The 15,354-nt window shown below is 58.8% G+C and carries 17 protein-coding genes; 11 read left to right on the top strand and 6 right to left on the bottom strand.

What is annotated here, in order from left to right:
- The first annotated feature begins 4 nt into the window (after positions 1–4).
- The 9 genes from FHX08_RS14215 (at position 5) to visR (ending at position 7,664) form a co-directional block, all read left to right on the top strand.
- Positions 5–472, top strand: coding sequence for a chemotaxis protein CheW (locus FHX08_RS14215; protein WP_132652670.1), 468 nt, complete (start codon positions 5–7; stop codon positions 470–472).
- A complete protein-coding gene (cheR, locus tag FHX08_RS14210; RefSeq protein ID WP_132652669.1) occupies positions 469–1,380 on the top strand; it encodes a protein-glutamate O-methyltransferase CheR in 912 nt (303 codons plus the stop codon). Before FHX08_RS14215 ends, cheR begins: the two co-directional genes overlap by 4 nt.
- The gene (gene cheB, locus FHX08_RS14205) at positions 1,377–2,426 is read left to right on the top strand and encodes a protein-glutamate O-methylesterase CheB (protein ID WP_132652668.1); all 1,050 of its coding nucleotides are present in this window, start codon (positions 1,377–1,379) and stop codon (positions 2,424–2,426) included. Before cheR ends, cheB begins: the two co-directional genes overlap by 4 nt.
- Positions 2,426–2,815, top strand: coding sequence for a response regulator (locus FHX08_RS14200; protein ID WP_132652667.1), 390 nt, complete (start codon positions 2,426–2,428; stop codon positions 2,813–2,815). Before cheB ends, FHX08_RS14200 begins: the two co-directional genes overlap by 1 nt.
- A complete protein-coding gene (gene cheD / locus FHX08_RS14195; RefSeq protein ID WP_132652666.1) occupies positions 2,812–3,366 on the top strand; it encodes a chemoreceptor glutamine deamidase CheD in 555 nt (184 codons plus the stop codon). The genes FHX08_RS14200 and cheD overlap by 4 nt, the downstream gene beginning before the upstream one ends.
- Positions 3,367–3,382: 16 nt before the next feature.
- The gene (locus FHX08_RS14190) at positions 3,383–3,769 is read left to right on the top strand and encodes a hypothetical protein (RefSeq protein ID WP_132652665.1); all 387 of its coding nucleotides are present in this window, start codon (positions 3,383–3,385) and stop codon (positions 3,767–3,769) included.
- 113 nt (positions 3,770–3,882) lie between these two features.
- Positions 3,883–5,574, top strand: a complete 1,692-nt coding sequence (gene fliF / locus FHX08_RS14185; protein WP_132652664.1) for a flagellar basal-body MS-ring/collar protein FliF — start codon at positions 3,883–3,885, stop codon at positions 5,572–5,574.
- A 588-nt stretch (positions 5,575–6,162) separates the two neighbouring features.
- A complete protein-coding gene (gene visN, locus FHX08_RS14180) occupies positions 6,163–6,909 on the top strand; it encodes a transcriptional regulator VisN (RefSeq protein ID WP_132652663.1) in 747 nt (248 codons plus the stop codon).
- Between the two features lie 8 nt (positions 6,910–6,917).
- A complete protein-coding gene (gene visR, locus FHX08_RS14175) occupies positions 6,918–7,664 on the top strand; it encodes a transcriptional regulator VisR (RefSeq protein ID WP_132652662.1) in 747 nt (248 codons plus the stop codon).
- A 56-nt stretch (positions 7,665–7,720) separates the two neighbouring features.
- Here visR and FHX08_RS14170 read toward each other — a convergent pair whose 3' ends face one another.
- From FHX08_RS14170 to motA, 6 genes are all read right to left on the bottom strand, one after another.
- On the bottom strand, positions 7,721–8,161 hold the full coding sequence (locus FHX08_RS14170) for a hypothetical protein (protein ID WP_132652661.1): 441 nt from the start codon (positions 8,159–8,161) through the stop codon (positions 7,721–7,723).
- Between the two features lie 5 nt (positions 8,162–8,166).
- Entirely contained in the window at positions 8,167–9,246 is a 1,080-nt protein-coding gene (flhB, locus tag FHX08_RS14165; protein WP_132652660.1) for a flagellar biosynthesis protein FlhB, read from the bottom strand.
- Between the two features lie 138 nt (positions 9,247–9,384).
- Entirely contained in the window at positions 9,385–10,422 is a 1,038-nt protein-coding gene (fliG, locus tag FHX08_RS14160) for a flagellar motor switch protein FliG (protein WP_132652659.1), read from the bottom strand.
- 28 nt (positions 10,423–10,450) lie between these two features.
- Positions 10,451–11,077 carry a flagellar motor switch protein FliN gene (fliN, locus tag FHX08_RS14155; RefSeq protein WP_132652658.1) on the bottom strand — a complete coding sequence of 209 codons (627 nt, stop codon included), beginning with the start codon at positions 11,075–11,077 and terminating at the stop codon, positions 10,451–10,453.
- Positions 11,078–11,143: 66 nt separating this feature from the next.
- Positions 11,144–12,091 carry a FliM/FliN family flagellar motor switch protein gene (locus FHX08_RS14150; RefSeq protein WP_132652657.1) on the bottom strand — a complete coding sequence of 316 codons (948 nt, stop codon included), beginning with the start codon at positions 12,089–12,091 and terminating at the stop codon, positions 11,144–11,146.
- Positions 12,092–12,964 carry a flagellar motor stator protein MotA gene (gene motA, locus FHX08_RS14145; protein WP_132652656.1) on the bottom strand — a complete coding sequence of 291 codons (873 nt, stop codon included), beginning with the start codon at positions 12,962–12,964 and terminating at the stop codon, positions 12,092–12,094. It abuts the gene before it with no gap.
- 238 nt (positions 12,965–13,202) lie between these two features.
- Here motA and flgF point away from each other — a divergent pair, with 238 nt between their 5' ends.
- Positions 13,203–13,937 carry a flagellar basal-body rod protein FlgF gene (gene flgF / locus FHX08_RS14140; RefSeq protein WP_132652655.1) on the top strand — a complete coding sequence of 245 codons (735 nt, stop codon included), beginning with the start codon at positions 13,203–13,205 and terminating at the stop codon, positions 13,935–13,937.
- Between the two features lie 15 nt (positions 13,938–13,952).
- Positions 13,953–15,353: a flagellar protein export ATPase FliI gene (gene fliI / locus FHX08_RS14135; RefSeq protein ID WP_132652654.1), complete on the top strand. Its 1,401-nt coding sequence runs from the start codon at positions 13,953–13,955 to the stop codon at positions 15,351–15,353.
- Position 15,354: the final 1 nt, after the last annotated feature.

The raw sequence follows: 15,354 nt of genomic DNA, 5'->3' as shown, positions 1-15,354 counted from the left end.
GGCAATGTCGTACACGGCGAAAAATCTGACCCTGGGTGGAAACGAGCTTATCGCGTTTCGTATCGGCGATCAGGAATTCTGCGTGAACATCATGGCGGTCCGCGAAATCCGGGGCTGGACCCCGGCGACCGGAATGCCGCATTCGCCATCCTATATGGTGGGCGTCATCAACCTGCGTGGTGCGGTGCTGCCGATCATCGATCTGTCGGCCCGGCTCGGCATGAGGCCGACCGCTCCGACCGCTCGCCACGTCATCATCGTCGCCCAGGTCCGCCGCAAGGTGGTGGGCCTGCTGGTCGATGCCGTCTCCGATATCCTGACGGTCACCGACAGTGACATCCAGCCGACGCCGGAGATCTCCTCCGACCTCCAGCGCCAGTTCGCCCGCGGCATACTCTCGATCGACAAGCGTATGATCTGCCTGATCGAACTCGAAGCCTTGTTCCTCGACACTGAAAGCGAAGCCGCATGAATGCACTTGGCATAAAAGATCAGCGGCAATCCGGTGCCGACGAGGTTCTGGCGAGCGGGGAGTACCCGCTAACGCGTCGTGACCTCTCGGAAATCGCGGCCATGATCTACGCGGATGCGGGCATCTATCTCAACGAGACGAAGGCCTCGCTGGTCTATTCGCGTTTGTCGAAGCATATCCGTAGTCTTGGCCTTTCAGGGTTCCGCGAATATTGCGAGCTTGTCGCCGCGCCGGCAGGTGCTGCCGCCCGGCGTGAAATGCTGTCGCACCTGACGACGAATTTCACGCGGTTTTTCCGGGAAAACCATCATTTCGAACACTTGCGCGACCATGTGCTGCCCGATCTTTTGAACCGGGCGCGCGCAGGCGGTCGCGTCCGGATCTGGTCGGCTGCATCTTCTGACGGGCAGGAGCCCTATTCGATCGCACTTACCGTTCTGTCGATGATGCCGAACGTTGCCGACTACGACTTCAAGATTCTCGCAACCGACATCGACCCAAAGATCCTCGCGATCGCCCGGACCGGCGCCTACGACGAAAACGCGCTGGAAACTGTCTCCCCGGCTATGCGTAAGCAATGGTTTACCGAGGTCGAGATGCAGGGGCGCCGCAAATTCCAGGTCGACGACCGCGTTAAGCGTCTCATCACCTACAACGAGCTGAATCTGATGGCCCAGTGGCCGTTCAAGGGCAAGTTCGACGTCATCTTCTGCCGCAACGTCGTGATCTACTTCGACGAACCGACGCAGATGAAGATCTGGCAGCGGTTCGCCGGCCTGTTGCCGGAGGGCGGCCATCTCTACATCGGCCACTCCGAACGCGTCTCGGGCGAGGCCAAGCACGTCTTCGACAATATCGGCATCACCACCTATCGCTATACGACCAAGGGTATCGGGAGGAAGGCATGAGCGCTCCGGCAAGAGTTCTCGTTGTTGACGACTCACCTACCATGCGCGGCCTGATCTCGGCCGTCTTGAGATCCGATCCTGAAGTCAACGTCATAGGCCAGGCGGGTGACGCCCTGGAGGCCCGCGAGGCGATCAAGCGGCTCAACCCTGACGTCGTCACGCTGGATATCGAGATGCCGAACATGAACGGCCTCGACTTCCTCGAAAAGATCATGCGCCTGCGCCCCATGCCCGTCATCATGGTCTCGACCATGACGCATCGCGGTGCGGAGGCAACACTCGCAGCCCTTGAAATCGGTGCCTTCGATTGTGTCGGCAAGCCGCAGCCGGGCGAACCGCGCCCCTTCGGCGACCTGATCGAAAAGGTAAAGGCTGCTGCTCGCACGCAGCGCAATTTCGCCCAGCCCGCCAGGCCTACGGCCGTCACGCCGCCGCCCGCAGTCGCTGACTTTCGCGTCGGCCGCAAGATCGTGGCGATCGGTTCTTCGACCGGTGGCGTGGAAGCCTTGATCGCCGTTCTGCAGAAATACCCGGCGAATTGTCCGCCGACCGTCATCACCCAGCATATGCCGCCGACCTTCACGAAGAGCTTTGCCGAACGACTGAACCGCCTCTGCGCGCCGGTCGTGGAAGAAGCGACCGACGGCGCCCGTCTCGAGATCGGCAAGGTCTATCTTGCGCCCGGTGGCGAGCGCCATCTGCAGGTATCCAACGCATCGGCACCATGCTGCCGACTGGTCGAGCGAGGGCCGGTCAACGGCCATCGCCCATCGGTCGATGTGCTCTTCGATTCTGTTGCCGAGCTTGCCGGCCGCAACGCCGTGGGTGTCATCCTGACCGGCATGGGTCGCGATGGGGCTGCCGGGCTGTTAAAAATGCGACATGCAGGGGCAAGAACGCTCGGCCAGAACGAAAAAACCTGCGTTGTTTACGGAATGCCAAGAGTTGCCTACGAACTTGGCGCAGTTGAGCAGCAGCTTCCGCTGGCTGCTATCGGCGAAGAAATACTGAAAATGACAGCCGCCCGAAAGGAAGGGACCGAATAATGTCGATCGCGGAGAAAATCAAAGTTCTGATCGTTGACGATCAGGTTACGAGCCGCTTGCTGCTTAGTGATGCACTGACGCAGCTCGGCTTCAAGCAGATCACGGCCGCCGGCGATGGCGAGCAGGGTATGAAGATCATGTCGGAGCAGCCCCACCACCTCGTGATCTCGGACTTCAACATGCCGAAGATGGACGGCCTTGGCTTCCTGCAGGCTGTTCGCAGCAACCCCAACACCAAGAAGGCGGCCTTCATCATCCTCACCGCACAGGGTGACCGTGCGCTGGTGACGAAGGCTGCACAGCTAGGTGCAAACAACGTTCTGGCGAAGCCCTTCACCATCGAAAAGATGAAAGCGGCTATCGAAGCCGTGTTTGGAGCCCTGAAATGATCATCGAGGGTGCGGCCCGCCGCGTGCACATCATCCAGGGTGAATATAAGGTCCTGAACGACCCCGATGCGGTGCTCACGACCATCCTTGGCTCGTGCGTGGCAGCCTGCCTCAGAGATCCCGTCGCTGGTGTTGGCGGCATGAACCACTTCCTGCTGCCGGGGACTGGCAACACCCCGATGACCGGCGGCGATGCCACGCGATATGGCGTGCATCTCATGGAACTGCTGATCAACGGCCTGCTGAAAAAGGGCGCCCGGCGCGACCGGCTGGAGGCCAAGATATTCGGAGGCGCGAAGACGATCTCGACATTCTCGAACGTCGGTGAGCAGAACGCGGCCTTCGCGGTGCAGTTCCTGCGGGATGAAGGCATTCCGGTGGTCAGCTCCAGCACCGGCGGAGAGCATGGACGCAAGATCGAATATTGGCCGGTTTCCGGCCGTGCCCGGCAATACCCCCTGACCGGTGCCGAAACGCAGCGAACCGTCGCTCTCGAACAGCGTCCCGCCGCTCCGCAGAAGCCCGCCGAGACGAGTATCGAATTCTTTTGATGGCGAGGATTTTTATATGACTTTTACACCGATTGACCCGCCAGCGCCGGTCGAGGCGTTGAGCGACATCTTGATGCGCATTGTCTCCGAGCTTCACGACGTTGCCTACTTGATCGAGCGGATCGAACCCCAGCTGATCGAACTCGGCGGCAGCGAAATTCTGAACTCTCCCGATAGCATGAAGGTGATGCAGGGCATCGATCTGGCCGTACAAAAGTCGCGTGGTCTGGCCGAATTCATCGACACCATCACAGGCGAGATTCCACAGGGCTGGTCGATCGATGTCGCTACCGCGCTGAGCCTCGTCAAGCTTGCCGAAATGCAGAAAGCCCTTGGCGGCGGCACCCGTCACGGCCACTCGCAGCCGCTCAGCAAGGCGGCCGGTGACTTCGATTTCTTCTGATAAGTGATTCATTCCTGCAGGCGCTGAACGAAACGCTCGCACAAGTTTCGGCGTCTATTCGTCAAATGAGGCAATAAGCCTGCTTTGTCTTTGACGGATCGTGCGAGAACAGAATGAATCTGTTAAATCAATTAGTTCAGATTTTTAAGAACTTTGGTTCCCTTGGGCGGACGCGTTTGATGATCCTTGGTGGGGTCGGCGCCGCTTCCATCGCAATCATCCTGGCGGCGGCCATTTTCGTCAACAAACCGGCCCAGGAAACGCTCTATATCGGCTTGGAGACCCCTGACCTCAACCAGATCAGCATGGCGCTCGCCGAAAGCAATATAGATTTCCAGGTCGGAACGGACGGTTCCAGCATCACTGTACCGGCCGGCATGACGGGCAAAGCCCGCCTGTTGCTTGCTGAGCGCGGTCTGCCCAACAGCGCCAATGCCGGCTACGAACTCTTCGACAACGTCGGTTCGCTCGGCCTCACCTCCTTCATGCAGGAAGTGACCCGCGTACGCGCTCTCGAAGGTGAAATTGCTCGAACCATTCAATCGATTTCAGGCATCACCGCCGCGCGCGTCCACATTGTCATGCCCGAAGTTGGCAATTTCCGTAAGGCTGAACAGAAGCCCACGGCATCCGTCATGATTCGCGCCAGTGCTGCGACAGGGCGAAACGCAGCCACCTCGATCCGCCACCTCGTCGCCTCGGCTGTGCCGGGGCTTGATGTCGCTGACGTGACGATCCTCGATTCCGCTGGCCAGCTCCTTGCCTCCGGCGATGACGCCGCCAACGGCACCTTGAACCGCTCGCTCAACATCGTTCAGAACGTCCAGCAGGAAGTCGAATCGAATATCGATAAGGCGCTCGCACCTTTCCTCGGCATGGACAACTTCCGCTCCAGCGTCACGGCCAACCTGAACACTGACGCCCAACAGATCCAGGAAACCATCTACGATCCCGAATCCAAGGTCGAGCGCTCGGTTCGTTCCACCAAGGAAAACGCGCAGTCCCAGCAGCGTCAGTCCGACAACGCTACGACGGTCGAACAGAACATTCCGCAAGCGGCACCCGACTCCGGCGGCGCCAATGGTCCGCAGTCGGAGGACAAGTCCGACAAGCGCGAAGAACAGACCAACTACGAAATCAATAGCAAGACCACGGCCACGACGCGCAACAGCTACCGGGTCGAAAAACTCTCGGTCGCCGTCGTCGTCAACAGGGGGCGTATCGCCAAGATGGTTGGCGAACCGGCTGATCAGGCCAAGATCGATGCCTATATTGCCGAAATGCAGAAGATTGTCGCTTCGGCCGCCGGCATCGATACCAACCGCGGCGACGTGGTCACCGTCACGGCGATGGACTTCCTTGAAAACCAGCTTCTCGACGAGGCAAACAGCGGCATCCATGTCATGGATATGCTGAGCCGCAATCTCGCCGGCATCATCAACTCGCTGGCCTTTGTCGCAGTTGCCTTCGTGGTCGTCTGGCTTGGTGTCCGTCCTCTCATCCGCACTGTCAACGGTTCCGGCTCCATTGCGGCGCTCGGCGATGCGTCGCCGGAATCGGCTGGCCTGGAACTGCCGGATTTTGCACCGGCAAGCGCTTCCCCGGGCGGCGCCCTTATGGATGGCTTCGGTTCCGACTTCGGCTTCGACAGCACCGAGGATCTGCTCAGCCTCGGCGACGACGACGGCAATTTCAATCGCCGCGTCAAGGAAGGTCCGGAACGCAAGCTCGCTCGCATGGTGGAGATCAACGAGGAGCGCGCCGCGAAGATCCTCAGAAAATGGGCCATCGACGAAGCAGCATGATGAAAAGGTCGGGAAACCGGCCTTTTTCTTTTCATCCGTGGATCGGTCGCGTGGTCACGAAAGCGTCATCGGCAATCCCAACCGGCCCGTGAAGAGCCGGTTTCTTTGCGATAGAGAATTCGGATGTAAAGAGCGTTAGACAGCATGGCATCGGGTCCAGCGGCCATGCACAGGCCATGCGATGTAAGTATTTAGCCCTCAGAGCGACAGCGCATTGCTCTTCTGGGCTTGAAATTTGCTTCCTGCGGGCATGTGGACGCATCGTTCACCCTGTCATGACTGTGGTAATTTAATCATGCTTAATAATAATCCTCTCCGCCTTGACTCGCGCATAAGGCGAGGAACGTTGCGGCCAAAGTCAGAATCATCTTAGCTCAATATATCTTTGCGAGAGTGGAGGGTGATCGAATCACCGCACGGAAGGCCTCAAATGTAAATCCCCAGAAGTCGGAGATGGTGATTTATGCTGCTTGGCTTACCCTTAAGTGATTCGAAGTGGGATTCGCTGGGGCATGTGATTGAATCTCTTTCACAAAAACCGAACTTCTTTCCGAGAATAGATAGTTTCTCAGCCGCAGGGCACTGCCAATGGATATGGATATATTTCAGGCGAATAAAGGCGAGAAGCATATGGCAAGTTTTGCCGGAGCCAATGTGCCGGATCTTCAGCCGCGCGACGAACTGATCGATCGTCTGCGTGTCGTTGCTGAAACCGGAAAGTTGCAGGCTGGCTTGCGGGCGCTGACCGACTATGTCGGCGCCATGCATTATCTGATGGCGCGCTGCGACCTCATCCAGGAAAGCGGTCTGGATTTTATCGTCTCGTCTGACTGGCCCTTCGATCTAGTGAAGGAGGTCGCCAATGACCTGGTTGCCGGTTATGCGCGCTCGACGGAATTCGACAAGTGCATGCAGGTGCTGCAGCCAGGCTTCGCGCTCCTTCCCGAAAGCGCCGAGGTGCCGCATGACGCAAGCCGCCAATATTGCTCGCTGACCTTCAATGTCGGCCGCTCCCGGCTGGCGCTGATGTTCCTCTTCGCGGAGGGCTTCGTTCTTTCCCCGGAACGTCTGCGCGACGTGGGCCTCCTTGCCGGCTATTTCGCGAGCTTCCTTCGTTGCGGGGGCACCAAAGTTGATCGTGATTTCGAGCTGACGGAGCGGGAGCTGGAATGTCTCTTCTGGATCGCCGAGGGCAAGACGAGCGACGAGATCGCCATGATCCTTGGTATCTCCCGCAATACCATCAATAACTACATCACCAGCGTGATGCGCAAGACTGCAACGAAGACGCGTTCCGAGGCGATAGCCTTCGCCGTTCGCAACAATCTCGTCTGAGGGGAATTATGGGGCAGCAACCGGGCAGGGCGATTAGCAATGCGGACCAGATGCGCATGGTACGTGTGAACAGGATTTCCAGCCGGTCCGACCTTTTCCCGCGCCTGATTGCCATGCAGAAGCTCGCGGATGCGCAGGGCTTCGCCGTCTTTCGCGTCAGCGGCTCCGGTGTGCCGGCAAAGCAGCGACTAATTTGCGAGCTGGAGAATTGGGGTCCCTCGAATACCGGCTTCGGCAAGGCCCTCGTCGATGCTCATGGCGAGGCGTTGCTCGACCATATCGATCGTTCGCTTTTGCCGCTGTTCTGGGCCGGTAGTCACGATCGTGCGGCTCCGGGTCCTGCCGACTTCTCTCCCTTCATGGTGAGATTGAAAGACGGTATCGTGCCTTTCTCCGGCCTTGCCTTTCCGGTGCGCCTCGGCGCTATCGGCAATGGCTTCGTTGTCTTCACCGGCGATGATATCGATCCGTCGAGCGACACGATCATCGAGCTGCACGGCCGCTGCTGCAATGTCATGATGGATCTGCTGTCGCTCGATGAGCGGCGTGCGGCGGCGACCGAAGCGCTGAGCGAACGCGAGATCGCGTGTCTTCAGCTTGCTGGCGACGGCCGCATAAGCGAAGAAATCGCCGACAAGCTCGGTCTGTCGGTGCATACGGTGAACGCCTATCTCGGTTCGGCGACCATCAAACTTGATTCGGTCAACCGGATCCAGGCGATCGCCAAGGCAATACGCCTGGGCTATATCAGCTGACACAGCAAGGCCCGGCACTTGTGGGGCCGGGCCTGATAGTCCCAACGAAAAATACCTTAGCCGGCGAGCGCCTGTGGTCCTGCCACTGTATAGCGCGCTTCGCGCAGGCTCTTTTTAAGGAAAGCTGTGTTTTCATCCGGATCGCTCGACGCGTTCTGAAAGGAAATATGATTGATCTCGATCCCGGCATGATCTTCGGCCAGCGTCAGCTGAGCATAGATGGTCACGCCGCGCGGTTTGATTTCGAGGTCGAGTACAACTTCGGGCTTGCCGCCCCATTCCAGCGTATAATTCCCACCCAGGCCGAAGTTGACAGTGCCGGGATGGAAAAACAGTTCCGCCGCAGAGGCGACGAGGTCGGTGAGATTGCCGTAATACTCGAAGCGCAGCAAAGAAATGAGATCGGATGCATCCAGGAGCCTGAGCTCGGTTGCGACCGGTATGATCGCTTCTGCAAGGATTTTTTCACGCTGGGCAGAGTAGGGGCATTTTTTCATTCGACTTATCTTACCCGTTTGTTCTTGGCCTCCGCTGCGTAAACCCGATGAATGAGTTCTGCGACGGCCTTATAGAAGACTGACGGGATGACACTATCCACCGAGACTTGCGCAAACATGGAGCGTGCGAGAGGTGGATCCTCGAACACGGGAATGTTGTTCTCTTCGGCGATCTCTCTGATTTTTAAGGCAATGAGGTCCTGGCCCTTGGCAAGGACGACCGGCGCGTCATTTTCCTCGCGCACATAACGCAGCGCCACGGCATAGTGGGTCGGATTGGCGATGACGAGGGTGGCGCGCTGGACGCTGGAGATCATACGCCGGCGGGCGCGGTCGCGCATGACGGAACGCTGCCTGCTCTTGACGAAGGGGTCACCCTGCGACTGCTTGTTTTCTTCCTTCACCTCGTGCTTCGTCATCTTCAGTTCGGTGAACCAGTGATAACGCGTCCAGAAGACGTCCGCGATGGCGACAATAGCGGTGGCGACCAGCATGACGATGATGATCTTGCGCATCGCCGTCATCATGCGAACCATGATCGTCTGCGGATCGGAGAACATCGCATCGATCGACCCGAAATATTCGCTTCTGAGGACGAAGGAGAGGATCACCCCGACGGCCACCACCTTGAAGAGCGATTTGCCGAATTCGATGAGGCCTTGAAGGCTGAAGAGCCGCGACCATCCCTTGATCGCTGAAATACGCGAGGCCTGTGGGCGAATGCGTTCGAGAACCGGCGTCGGCAAGTTCTGAAAGACGGACGAGGCGATACCGAACACCATGAACATGATGAAGGCAGGAGCCAGAAACGCGGCCACGGCCCAGCCGAGTTTCGCAAAAAGCGAGATGACGTCAGGCCCGGTCTCGATCCTCCACTGGTCCGGCTGTTCAAAAATGTCGCGCAGCGTTTCGGCCATGCGTGACGTCGCGTTCGGAAGAAAGAAGACGAGATAGATGAAAGTCGCCAGAATCGTCGCGAAGATCGAGATTTCGCGTGAGTGGGGGGTGTTACCTTTTTCGGCAGCATCAGACCGCTTTTTCGCGGTCGGGGCCTCTGTTTTGCTGTCCTTGTCTTCATCGGCCAAATGCCCGGCCTCCCGTCAAAGAAAAAGGCCACTGCTGGAGCGCGGCCTGTTTCCATGAAGGGTAACCTCGTGTTTGCTGCCGATCAATCGTTGCCTTGCCGTCGAACGGTTTTGTCAACAGCTGCGATGGCTCTACATCTAGGCGGCCGCAGGACCGCCTTCTTTTTCCTTGAGCTCGATCTGGCCGGCATTGGCCAAGCGGATCGCTTCCTGCGCGACGGCACGACGGGCGATCGCGATCTCGCGCGGATTGACGCCGGCCATGCCGCTCTGCAAATCCGATTCGATCATGCGACGCTGGCGCGGACTGATGGCCGAAAGCACCGATTCGCGGATTTCGGCTGATGCACCACGCAGCGCGACTGTGAGAACGTCGGCGGAGATATCGTTGAGCAGCATGACGCGGCTGCGCTGCGGCATGAACATGAGGTCCTCGAAGAGGAAGATCTTCGGGCGGACCTTGTTGACTGCTTCGCGGCTGATTGATTCGAGCGAGGTAAGCAGCGTATCGACCTGCGGCTTGTCCATCTCGTTCATCAGATCGGCGACCTTGGTCGAGCCAGATGCGTTGCGTTCTGCTTCGATTTCGGCAAGCAGCGTCATGACCTGGTTTTCGATGATCTGCGCAGCCTTCGGGCTGACGCCCTTCATGTTAACCGTGCGGTTCATGATGTCGGCGCGGCGATTGTCGGGAAGCTGCAGCAATACCTTCGCGCCGAAGGACGAAGGCATCATGGACAGGATATAGGCAACGGTCTGCGGATGTTCGCGCAGCAGGAATTGGGCGACGAAAGCGGGTTCAGCCTCGGCGAGGCGGTCCCAGATGGATGTCTCGTATGCCTGGAAGGCAGTGCGGCGGCCAAGCAGGCTGTCGACCTCATCAGGTGTCAGGCCCTCCTCGAGGATGGCCTCGATCGCCTTGGCATTGTCCATCAGGCCGGCGCCTTCGGTGAAGAGATCCTCGAATTCGCTGACGAGCTGCAGAAGTTCGTCCGGCGGGATGGCGCGAAGCGCCTGGGCAGATCCGATGATGGTCTGCAACTCGGCCTGCGTGAAATATTTCAGCAGTCGCCCGGCGACGCCCTTCCCCATAGCGAGAAGAACTGCCGCCGCCTTTTCAGCCTGGGTCAACGGTTTCCCGGCAAGTGCGCCGCCGAAATCGTCAAAGTCCATCATGGTCTAACCTCTCCGTCCCACACAGGGATCAGGCTTTTTTCGTGCTCAAAACTTCTATCAGTTTTACACCGAATCGCGTGTCGTCATTATCAAGAACCGTAATCTCGCCGCGCGCAATCCTGCGGCCATTCACCATTATTTCGACCGGCTCGCCGATCTTCTTGTCGAGCGCGATGGTGGCACCTTCGGTGAGGTTCATCAGTCCCGAAACCTGCATGCGGCTCGTCCCGAGCACGATCTGGACGTCGATAGGAATATCCATGATCAGGTCGAGGTTCGAGTTCAGTGCGCTGCCGAGCGGAGCCGGCGCGGACTGGAAGGAATTGCCGCCGAAGCTTTGCGTTGCACCGAAGCTCGAGGCACTTGCCCCGCCCATGCCCGCAGCACTGCCGCCGAAATCGTCTCCACCGAAATCGCTGCCCGCGAAATCGGCGCCACCGAACGAGGTTTCGCCGGCATCGCCGCCAAAAGGCGAGAGATCCGTTCCTGTTGCGAAAGCATCATTCTGCAGGTCGTCGCCGAACTGCGGAAGATCGCCGTCGGAGTCTTTCTTCAGCACGCCGCGCAGATCGTCGATAGCCTGATCCAGATCTGCTTCATTGCCCGGCATGTCCAGGGAGAGGTCACTGTTCTGCTGTGTCTTCTTCGTAGCCATGAAATCACTATTCCAGTTGAAACTTGCCTCAAACTGCCTTTACAGCGCTGAAAGCGAGAGAACCGATTAATTCATTAAGTGCCGGATCAGCTCATCATCCGAATTCATGGTGTCTTTCACTCGCACCATGTAGTTGTCGCCTGAACGCCCGAACTCGCACACATACAATTCCCGGCTGTTGGCGCTGACTTCGACGCGAACGTCACCGCTGTCGCGGAACGGAATGACGTCGCCGGCCATCAGTTTGGAAATCGTCCGCAGCGTCAGATCCTGCAGACGGATCTTCGCTTCGAGGGTCACCTGCGAACGACGGACCTGGTCACCAATCTGCTCCGTCCATTCCGGCGACTTGCTCGGCTGCTTCTTCGGCTTTGGAGGCGCAACCTTGGTCTTCAGGAGCGCTGTCTGGGGAACGATTAGGCTGAACTCGGAGACGATGCCGGCAAGCGTGATCGACATGTTGATCGCAGCCGCAAATTCATCCGGGCGGTCTTCCGGCGGGCGAACGCGGGCTTCAAGAGCGTAGGGAGCAGACAGGCTGGGTTCGAAGCCGCCCGGCGCGTTGACGGCCGAACGCAGCACCTTGGAAATCTTGTCGAACACCATGCTGGCGAGGTCGAGCTCGATCACGGAGAGGAGCCGGTCGGCCGGCTCCTCGATCGTTTCGGCGGTAGCGCCAAGCAGATGTTCCATCAGGGTAATGACGAAACCGTTGCCGCAGCCGATGGTGATGTTCTGGGACCAATTGCGCAGGGTCGCATCGACCAGCGTCATGTTGGTGCTGAGGTCGTCGATCAGATGATTCTTGTAGCCGATCTCGCAACCGAGATAGCCGACTGTCACGTCGAGGCCGGTTTCGCTCTTCAGGATATCGGGCAGGAATTCGCTGTAGATCTCGCCGAAGGAGCTGCAGAGCTTGGCAACCCTGCCCTTGTCGCCAAGACCGCCGGTCAATTTGGCAAGCAGGACCGGATCCATTGTCTGGTTGTCATGCGAAGCATTGCTCGTAGTCATTTAAGCTGCCTTGTTTTCGCCACCTGGGTTCATCATTTCCTGCTCCACTGCGTCGATCGACGGGCGTTCATATGCCGAAATCGTCTTGCGGCCGTATTCGAGGGCAACTTGCGGCACCGAGCCATTCATGTAGGCAAGCAGGGTCTGCTTGACGACGACATAGAGACGATGCTGCTTGGAGCGGACAACCTTGATCTGCGAGATCAGGGGCGCGCAGACGCAGTAGGAAAGCAGAATGCCGAGGAATGTGCCGACGAGTGCCGAACCGATGAGGTGGCCGAGCACTTCCGGCGAGTCGTTGATATGCGCCATGGCCTTGATGACGCCGAGAACCGCCGCAACGATACCGATGGCCGGGAACGAATCGCCCATGATCTGGATCGCGTGGTAGGGCTTCATCTTGTCATGTAGGATGGTATTGATTTCTTCGTCCATCAGCGCCTCGATCTCGTGGGAGCGGGCGTTGCCGATGATGATCAGGCGCACATAGTCGCAGATAAAGGCCGTCAGTTCCTTGTTCTTCAGAACCGTCGGGGCTGACTGGAAGATTGTCGATTCGGCCGGGTTGTCGATATGCGCTTCTATTTCGTTGCGCGACTTGGTGCGCAGATCGCGCATCAGCGAATAGAGTACGCCAAGCGTATCGAGGTAGTTGCGCTCCTTGGGGACGGCATGCTTGAAGGCTTCGCCGAGCGCCTTGCCGGAATCTTTCACCACTTTCATCGGGTTCGCCATGATGAAGCTGCCGATGCCGGCGCCGCCGATGATCAGGAATTCGAAGGGCTGAAAAAGAGCATCGACCTCGCCGCCCATCGCCATGAAGCTACCGACGATACAGCCGCAGACAACTACAAATCCGATAATAATATTCATCGTCAGCCCAATCTGAACGTTAGTTTTCTTTGCGACGGATAGGGTTTGTGCCTTGCGTGAGGCTGATGAGAGCGGCTTTGCGCGCTGCCAGCTTCGCGCAAGCATTTGCCTTCACATTGAACGTGACGAGTGGGCCTATGCGCGCCCATGTCTGAGATGCCGCTCAGCGGAACCCGTGGCCGAACGAAAAGGAGCCCGGTGTTTCGTCCCGTTTATCGCCAATGTGGAGCTTACCGACATGCAATCCGGTCTTTACGTTTCCCTGTCGTCGCAGATGGCCCTCGAAAAACGCCTGACGACGATCGCCGACAATATGGCCAACGTGAACACCACCGGTTTTCGCGGCACCGAGGTAAAGTTCGACGAAATGATGGCGAATAACCAGAACAAGACGAACACCAAAGTCGCCTTCGTCTCTCAGGGCAACGACTACCTGGATGGCACCCATGGCGAAATGCAGCATACCGGCAACATGCTCGACTTCGCCGTCAAGGGCGATGCCTGGTTCTCTCTCGACACGCCCGCTGGCCGCGTTCTGACGCGGGACGGCCGCTTCACGATTCGTGACACTGGCGAGTTGGTCTCCATCCGTGGCTATCCGGTTCTCGATGCAGGCGGCGCGCCAATCGTCCTCAACACCGCCGGCGGAGAACCGAAGGTCGGCACTGATGGCATCATCTATCAGAATGACCGCCAGGTTGGCTCGCTCGGCCTCTTCGAAGCCGATATCAGCAAGGGTTATCTGCGTTTCGAAAACAGCGGCATCATGACGACAGACCAGCCTCGTGCTGTGGTCGACCGCTTCAATGTCGGTGTCGAGCAGGGCTATCTCGAAAATTCCAACGTCAATGCGATGCATGAGATGACGCAGCTCATCGAAGTGAATCGTGCCTTCGAAAGCGTGTCGTCGCTGATGCGTGACAGCGAAGATTCGTTCAAGGAAGCGGTGCAGACGCTGGGCGGCAGCCGCTAAGGCAGGGTGTGAAGCATGAACACCACGCTGCTGACCGAGGACGCTCTCTCGCCGAAGCTCACACATCTCGGCGACCTGGCAAAACGCTACGCCTCGCCGGAATTCTCGGTGACCCATGGCGGTCGCGTGCACACGATCGCCGCTGGCCACTATACTGTCCGCGGCCTTTCCCGGTATGTGCGCCTCGGCGAGTTCGTGGCGCATAAATCCGCGACAGGCATCCATCTCGGCGAAGTAGTCAGGGTGGAGCCGGATCTGATCTATGTCTGCCCCATCGAGCCGGGCGAACCGATCGGCATCCATGACGTCGTCATCCGCAAGGGCGCTTTCCGTATCTCTCCATCAGATGGCTGGTGCGGCCGCACCATCAATTCCCTCTGCGAGCCGATCGACGGTCTCGGCCCGATCACCGAAGGCCTGGAGCGCCGTTCGATCTCGAATACTGCGCCGCCTTCGATGACGCGTCAGCGCGTCGAAAACGGTTTCAAGACCGGTGTGCGGGCGATCGATATCTTCTCCCCGCTCTGCCTCGGCCAGCGTCTTGGTATTTTCGCCGGCTCCGGTGTCGGCAAATCGACGCTGCTGTCGATGCTCGCCCGCGCCGACGCCTTCGACAAGGTGGTAATAGCGCTGGTCGGGGAACGCGGCCGCGAAGTCCGCGAATTCATCGAAGATACGCTTGGCGCCAATATGAAGAAGGCGATTGCCGTCGTGGCTACCAGCGATGAGAGCCCGATGCTGCGCAAGATGGCGCCGTTGACGGCCGTAACGATTGCGGAGCACTTCCGCGACAAAGGCGAAAACGTTCTCTTCATCGTCGATAGTGTTACGCGTTTTGCCCACGCGATTCGCGAAGTGGCAACCGCCTCCGGCGAGCCGCCGATCGCGCGCGGCTATCCAGCTTCCGTCTTCACCGAACTGCCGCGTCTTCTCGAGCGCGCCGGTCCCGGTCCAGAAGGTGCCGGCACCATCACCGCGATCATCTCCATCCTCGTCGATGGTGACAATCATAACGACCCGATTGCCGACTCCACGCGCGGGATTCTGGACGGCCATATCGTTCTCCAGCGGAGTCTCGCGGAGGAGGGGCGCTATCCTCCGATCGATCCGCTGGCCTCCATCTCGCGTCTTGCCCGCAAGGCTTGGACTCCCGATCAAGAGAAGCTGGTTTCGCGCCTCAAGGTGCTGATCCACCGCTTTGAGGAAACGCGAGACCTGCGCCTCATCGGTGGTTACCGCCCCGGAGCCGATCCCGATCTCGACATGGCGGTCAAGCAGGTGCCGATCATCTATGACGTCCTGAAACAGTCTCCCGGGGACCGCGAATCGCTCGATGCCTTCGCCGATCTTGCCGGTGCTCTCAAAGCCGCCGCTGGCGTACCCACTCCGAGTGCGCCCATTCAAAGGAGGGCCTGAT

Source organism: Rhizobium sp. BK529 (genome assembly GCF_014194105.1).
In the GTDB taxonomy this organism is placed as follows: Bacteria; Pseudomonadota; Alphaproteobacteria; order Rhizobiales; family Rhizobiaceae; genus Rhizobium.
The sequence above is the reverse complement of the archived record's forward strand: the minus strand, read 5'-3'. Positions and strand labels throughout refer to the sequence as shown.

What these genes read in the sequence shown, in the direction of transcription:
- FHX08_RS14215 (WP_132652670.1), top strand. Translation starts at nt 5, where the DNA reads ATGTCGTACACGGCGAAAAATCTGACCCTGGGTGGAAACGAGCTTATC.
- cheR (WP_132652669.1), top strand. Translation starts at nt 469, where the DNA reads ATGAATGCACTTGGCATAAAAGATCAGCGGCAATCCGGTGCCGACGAG.
- cheB (WP_132652668.1), top strand. Translation starts at nt 1,377, where the DNA reads ATGAGCGCTCCGGCAAGAGTTCTCGTTGTTGACGACTCACCTACCATG.
- FHX08_RS14200 (WP_132652667.1), top strand. Translation starts at nt 2,426, where the DNA reads ATGTCGATCGCGGAGAAAATCAAAGTTCTGATCGTTGACGATCAGGTT.
- cheD (WP_132652666.1), top strand. Translation starts at nt 2,812, where the DNA reads ATGATCATCGAGGGTGCGGCCCGCCGCGTGCACATCATCCAGGGTGAA.
- FHX08_RS14190 (WP_132652665.1), top strand. Translation starts at nt 3,383, where the DNA reads ATGACTTTTACACCGATTGACCCGCCAGCGCCGGTCGAGGCGTTGAGC.
- fliF (WP_132652664.1), top strand. Translation starts at nt 3,883, where the DNA reads ATGAATCTGTTAAATCAATTAGTTCAGATTTTTAAGAACTTTGGTTCC.
- visN (WP_132652663.1), top strand. Translation starts at nt 6,163, where the DNA reads ATGGATATGGATATATTTCAGGCGAATAAAGGCGAGAAGCATATGGCA.
- visR (WP_132652662.1), top strand. Translation starts at nt 6,918, where the DNA reads ATGGGGCAGCAACCGGGCAGGGCGATTAGCAATGCGGACCAGATGCGC.
- FHX08_RS14170 (WP_132652661.1), bottom strand. Translation starts at nt 8,161, where the DNA reads ATGAAAAAATGCCCCTACTCTGCCCAGCGTGAAAAAATCCTTGCAGAA.
- fliG (WP_132652659.1), bottom strand. Translation starts at nt 10,422, where the DNA reads ATGATGGACTTTGACGATTTCGGCGGCGCACTTGCCGGGAAACCGTTG.
- fliN (WP_132652658.1), bottom strand. Translation starts at nt 11,077, where the DNA reads ATGGCTACGAAGAAGACACAGCAGAACAGTGACCTCTCCCTGGACATG.
- FHX08_RS14150 (WP_132652657.1), bottom strand. Translation starts at nt 12,091, where the DNA reads ATGACTACGAGCAATGCTTCGCATGACAACCAGACAATGGATCCGGTC.
- motA (WP_132652656.1), bottom strand. Translation starts at nt 12,964, where the DNA reads ATGAATATTATTATCGGATTTGTAGTTGTCTGCGGCTGTATCGTCGGT.
- flgF (WP_132652655.1), top strand. Translation starts at nt 13,203, where the DNA reads ATGCAATCCGGTCTTTACGTTTCCCTGTCGTCGCAGATGGCCCTCGAA.
- fliI (WP_132652654.1), top strand. Translation starts at nt 13,953, where the DNA reads ATGAACACCACGCTGCTGACCGAGGACGCTCTCTCGCCGAAGCTCACA.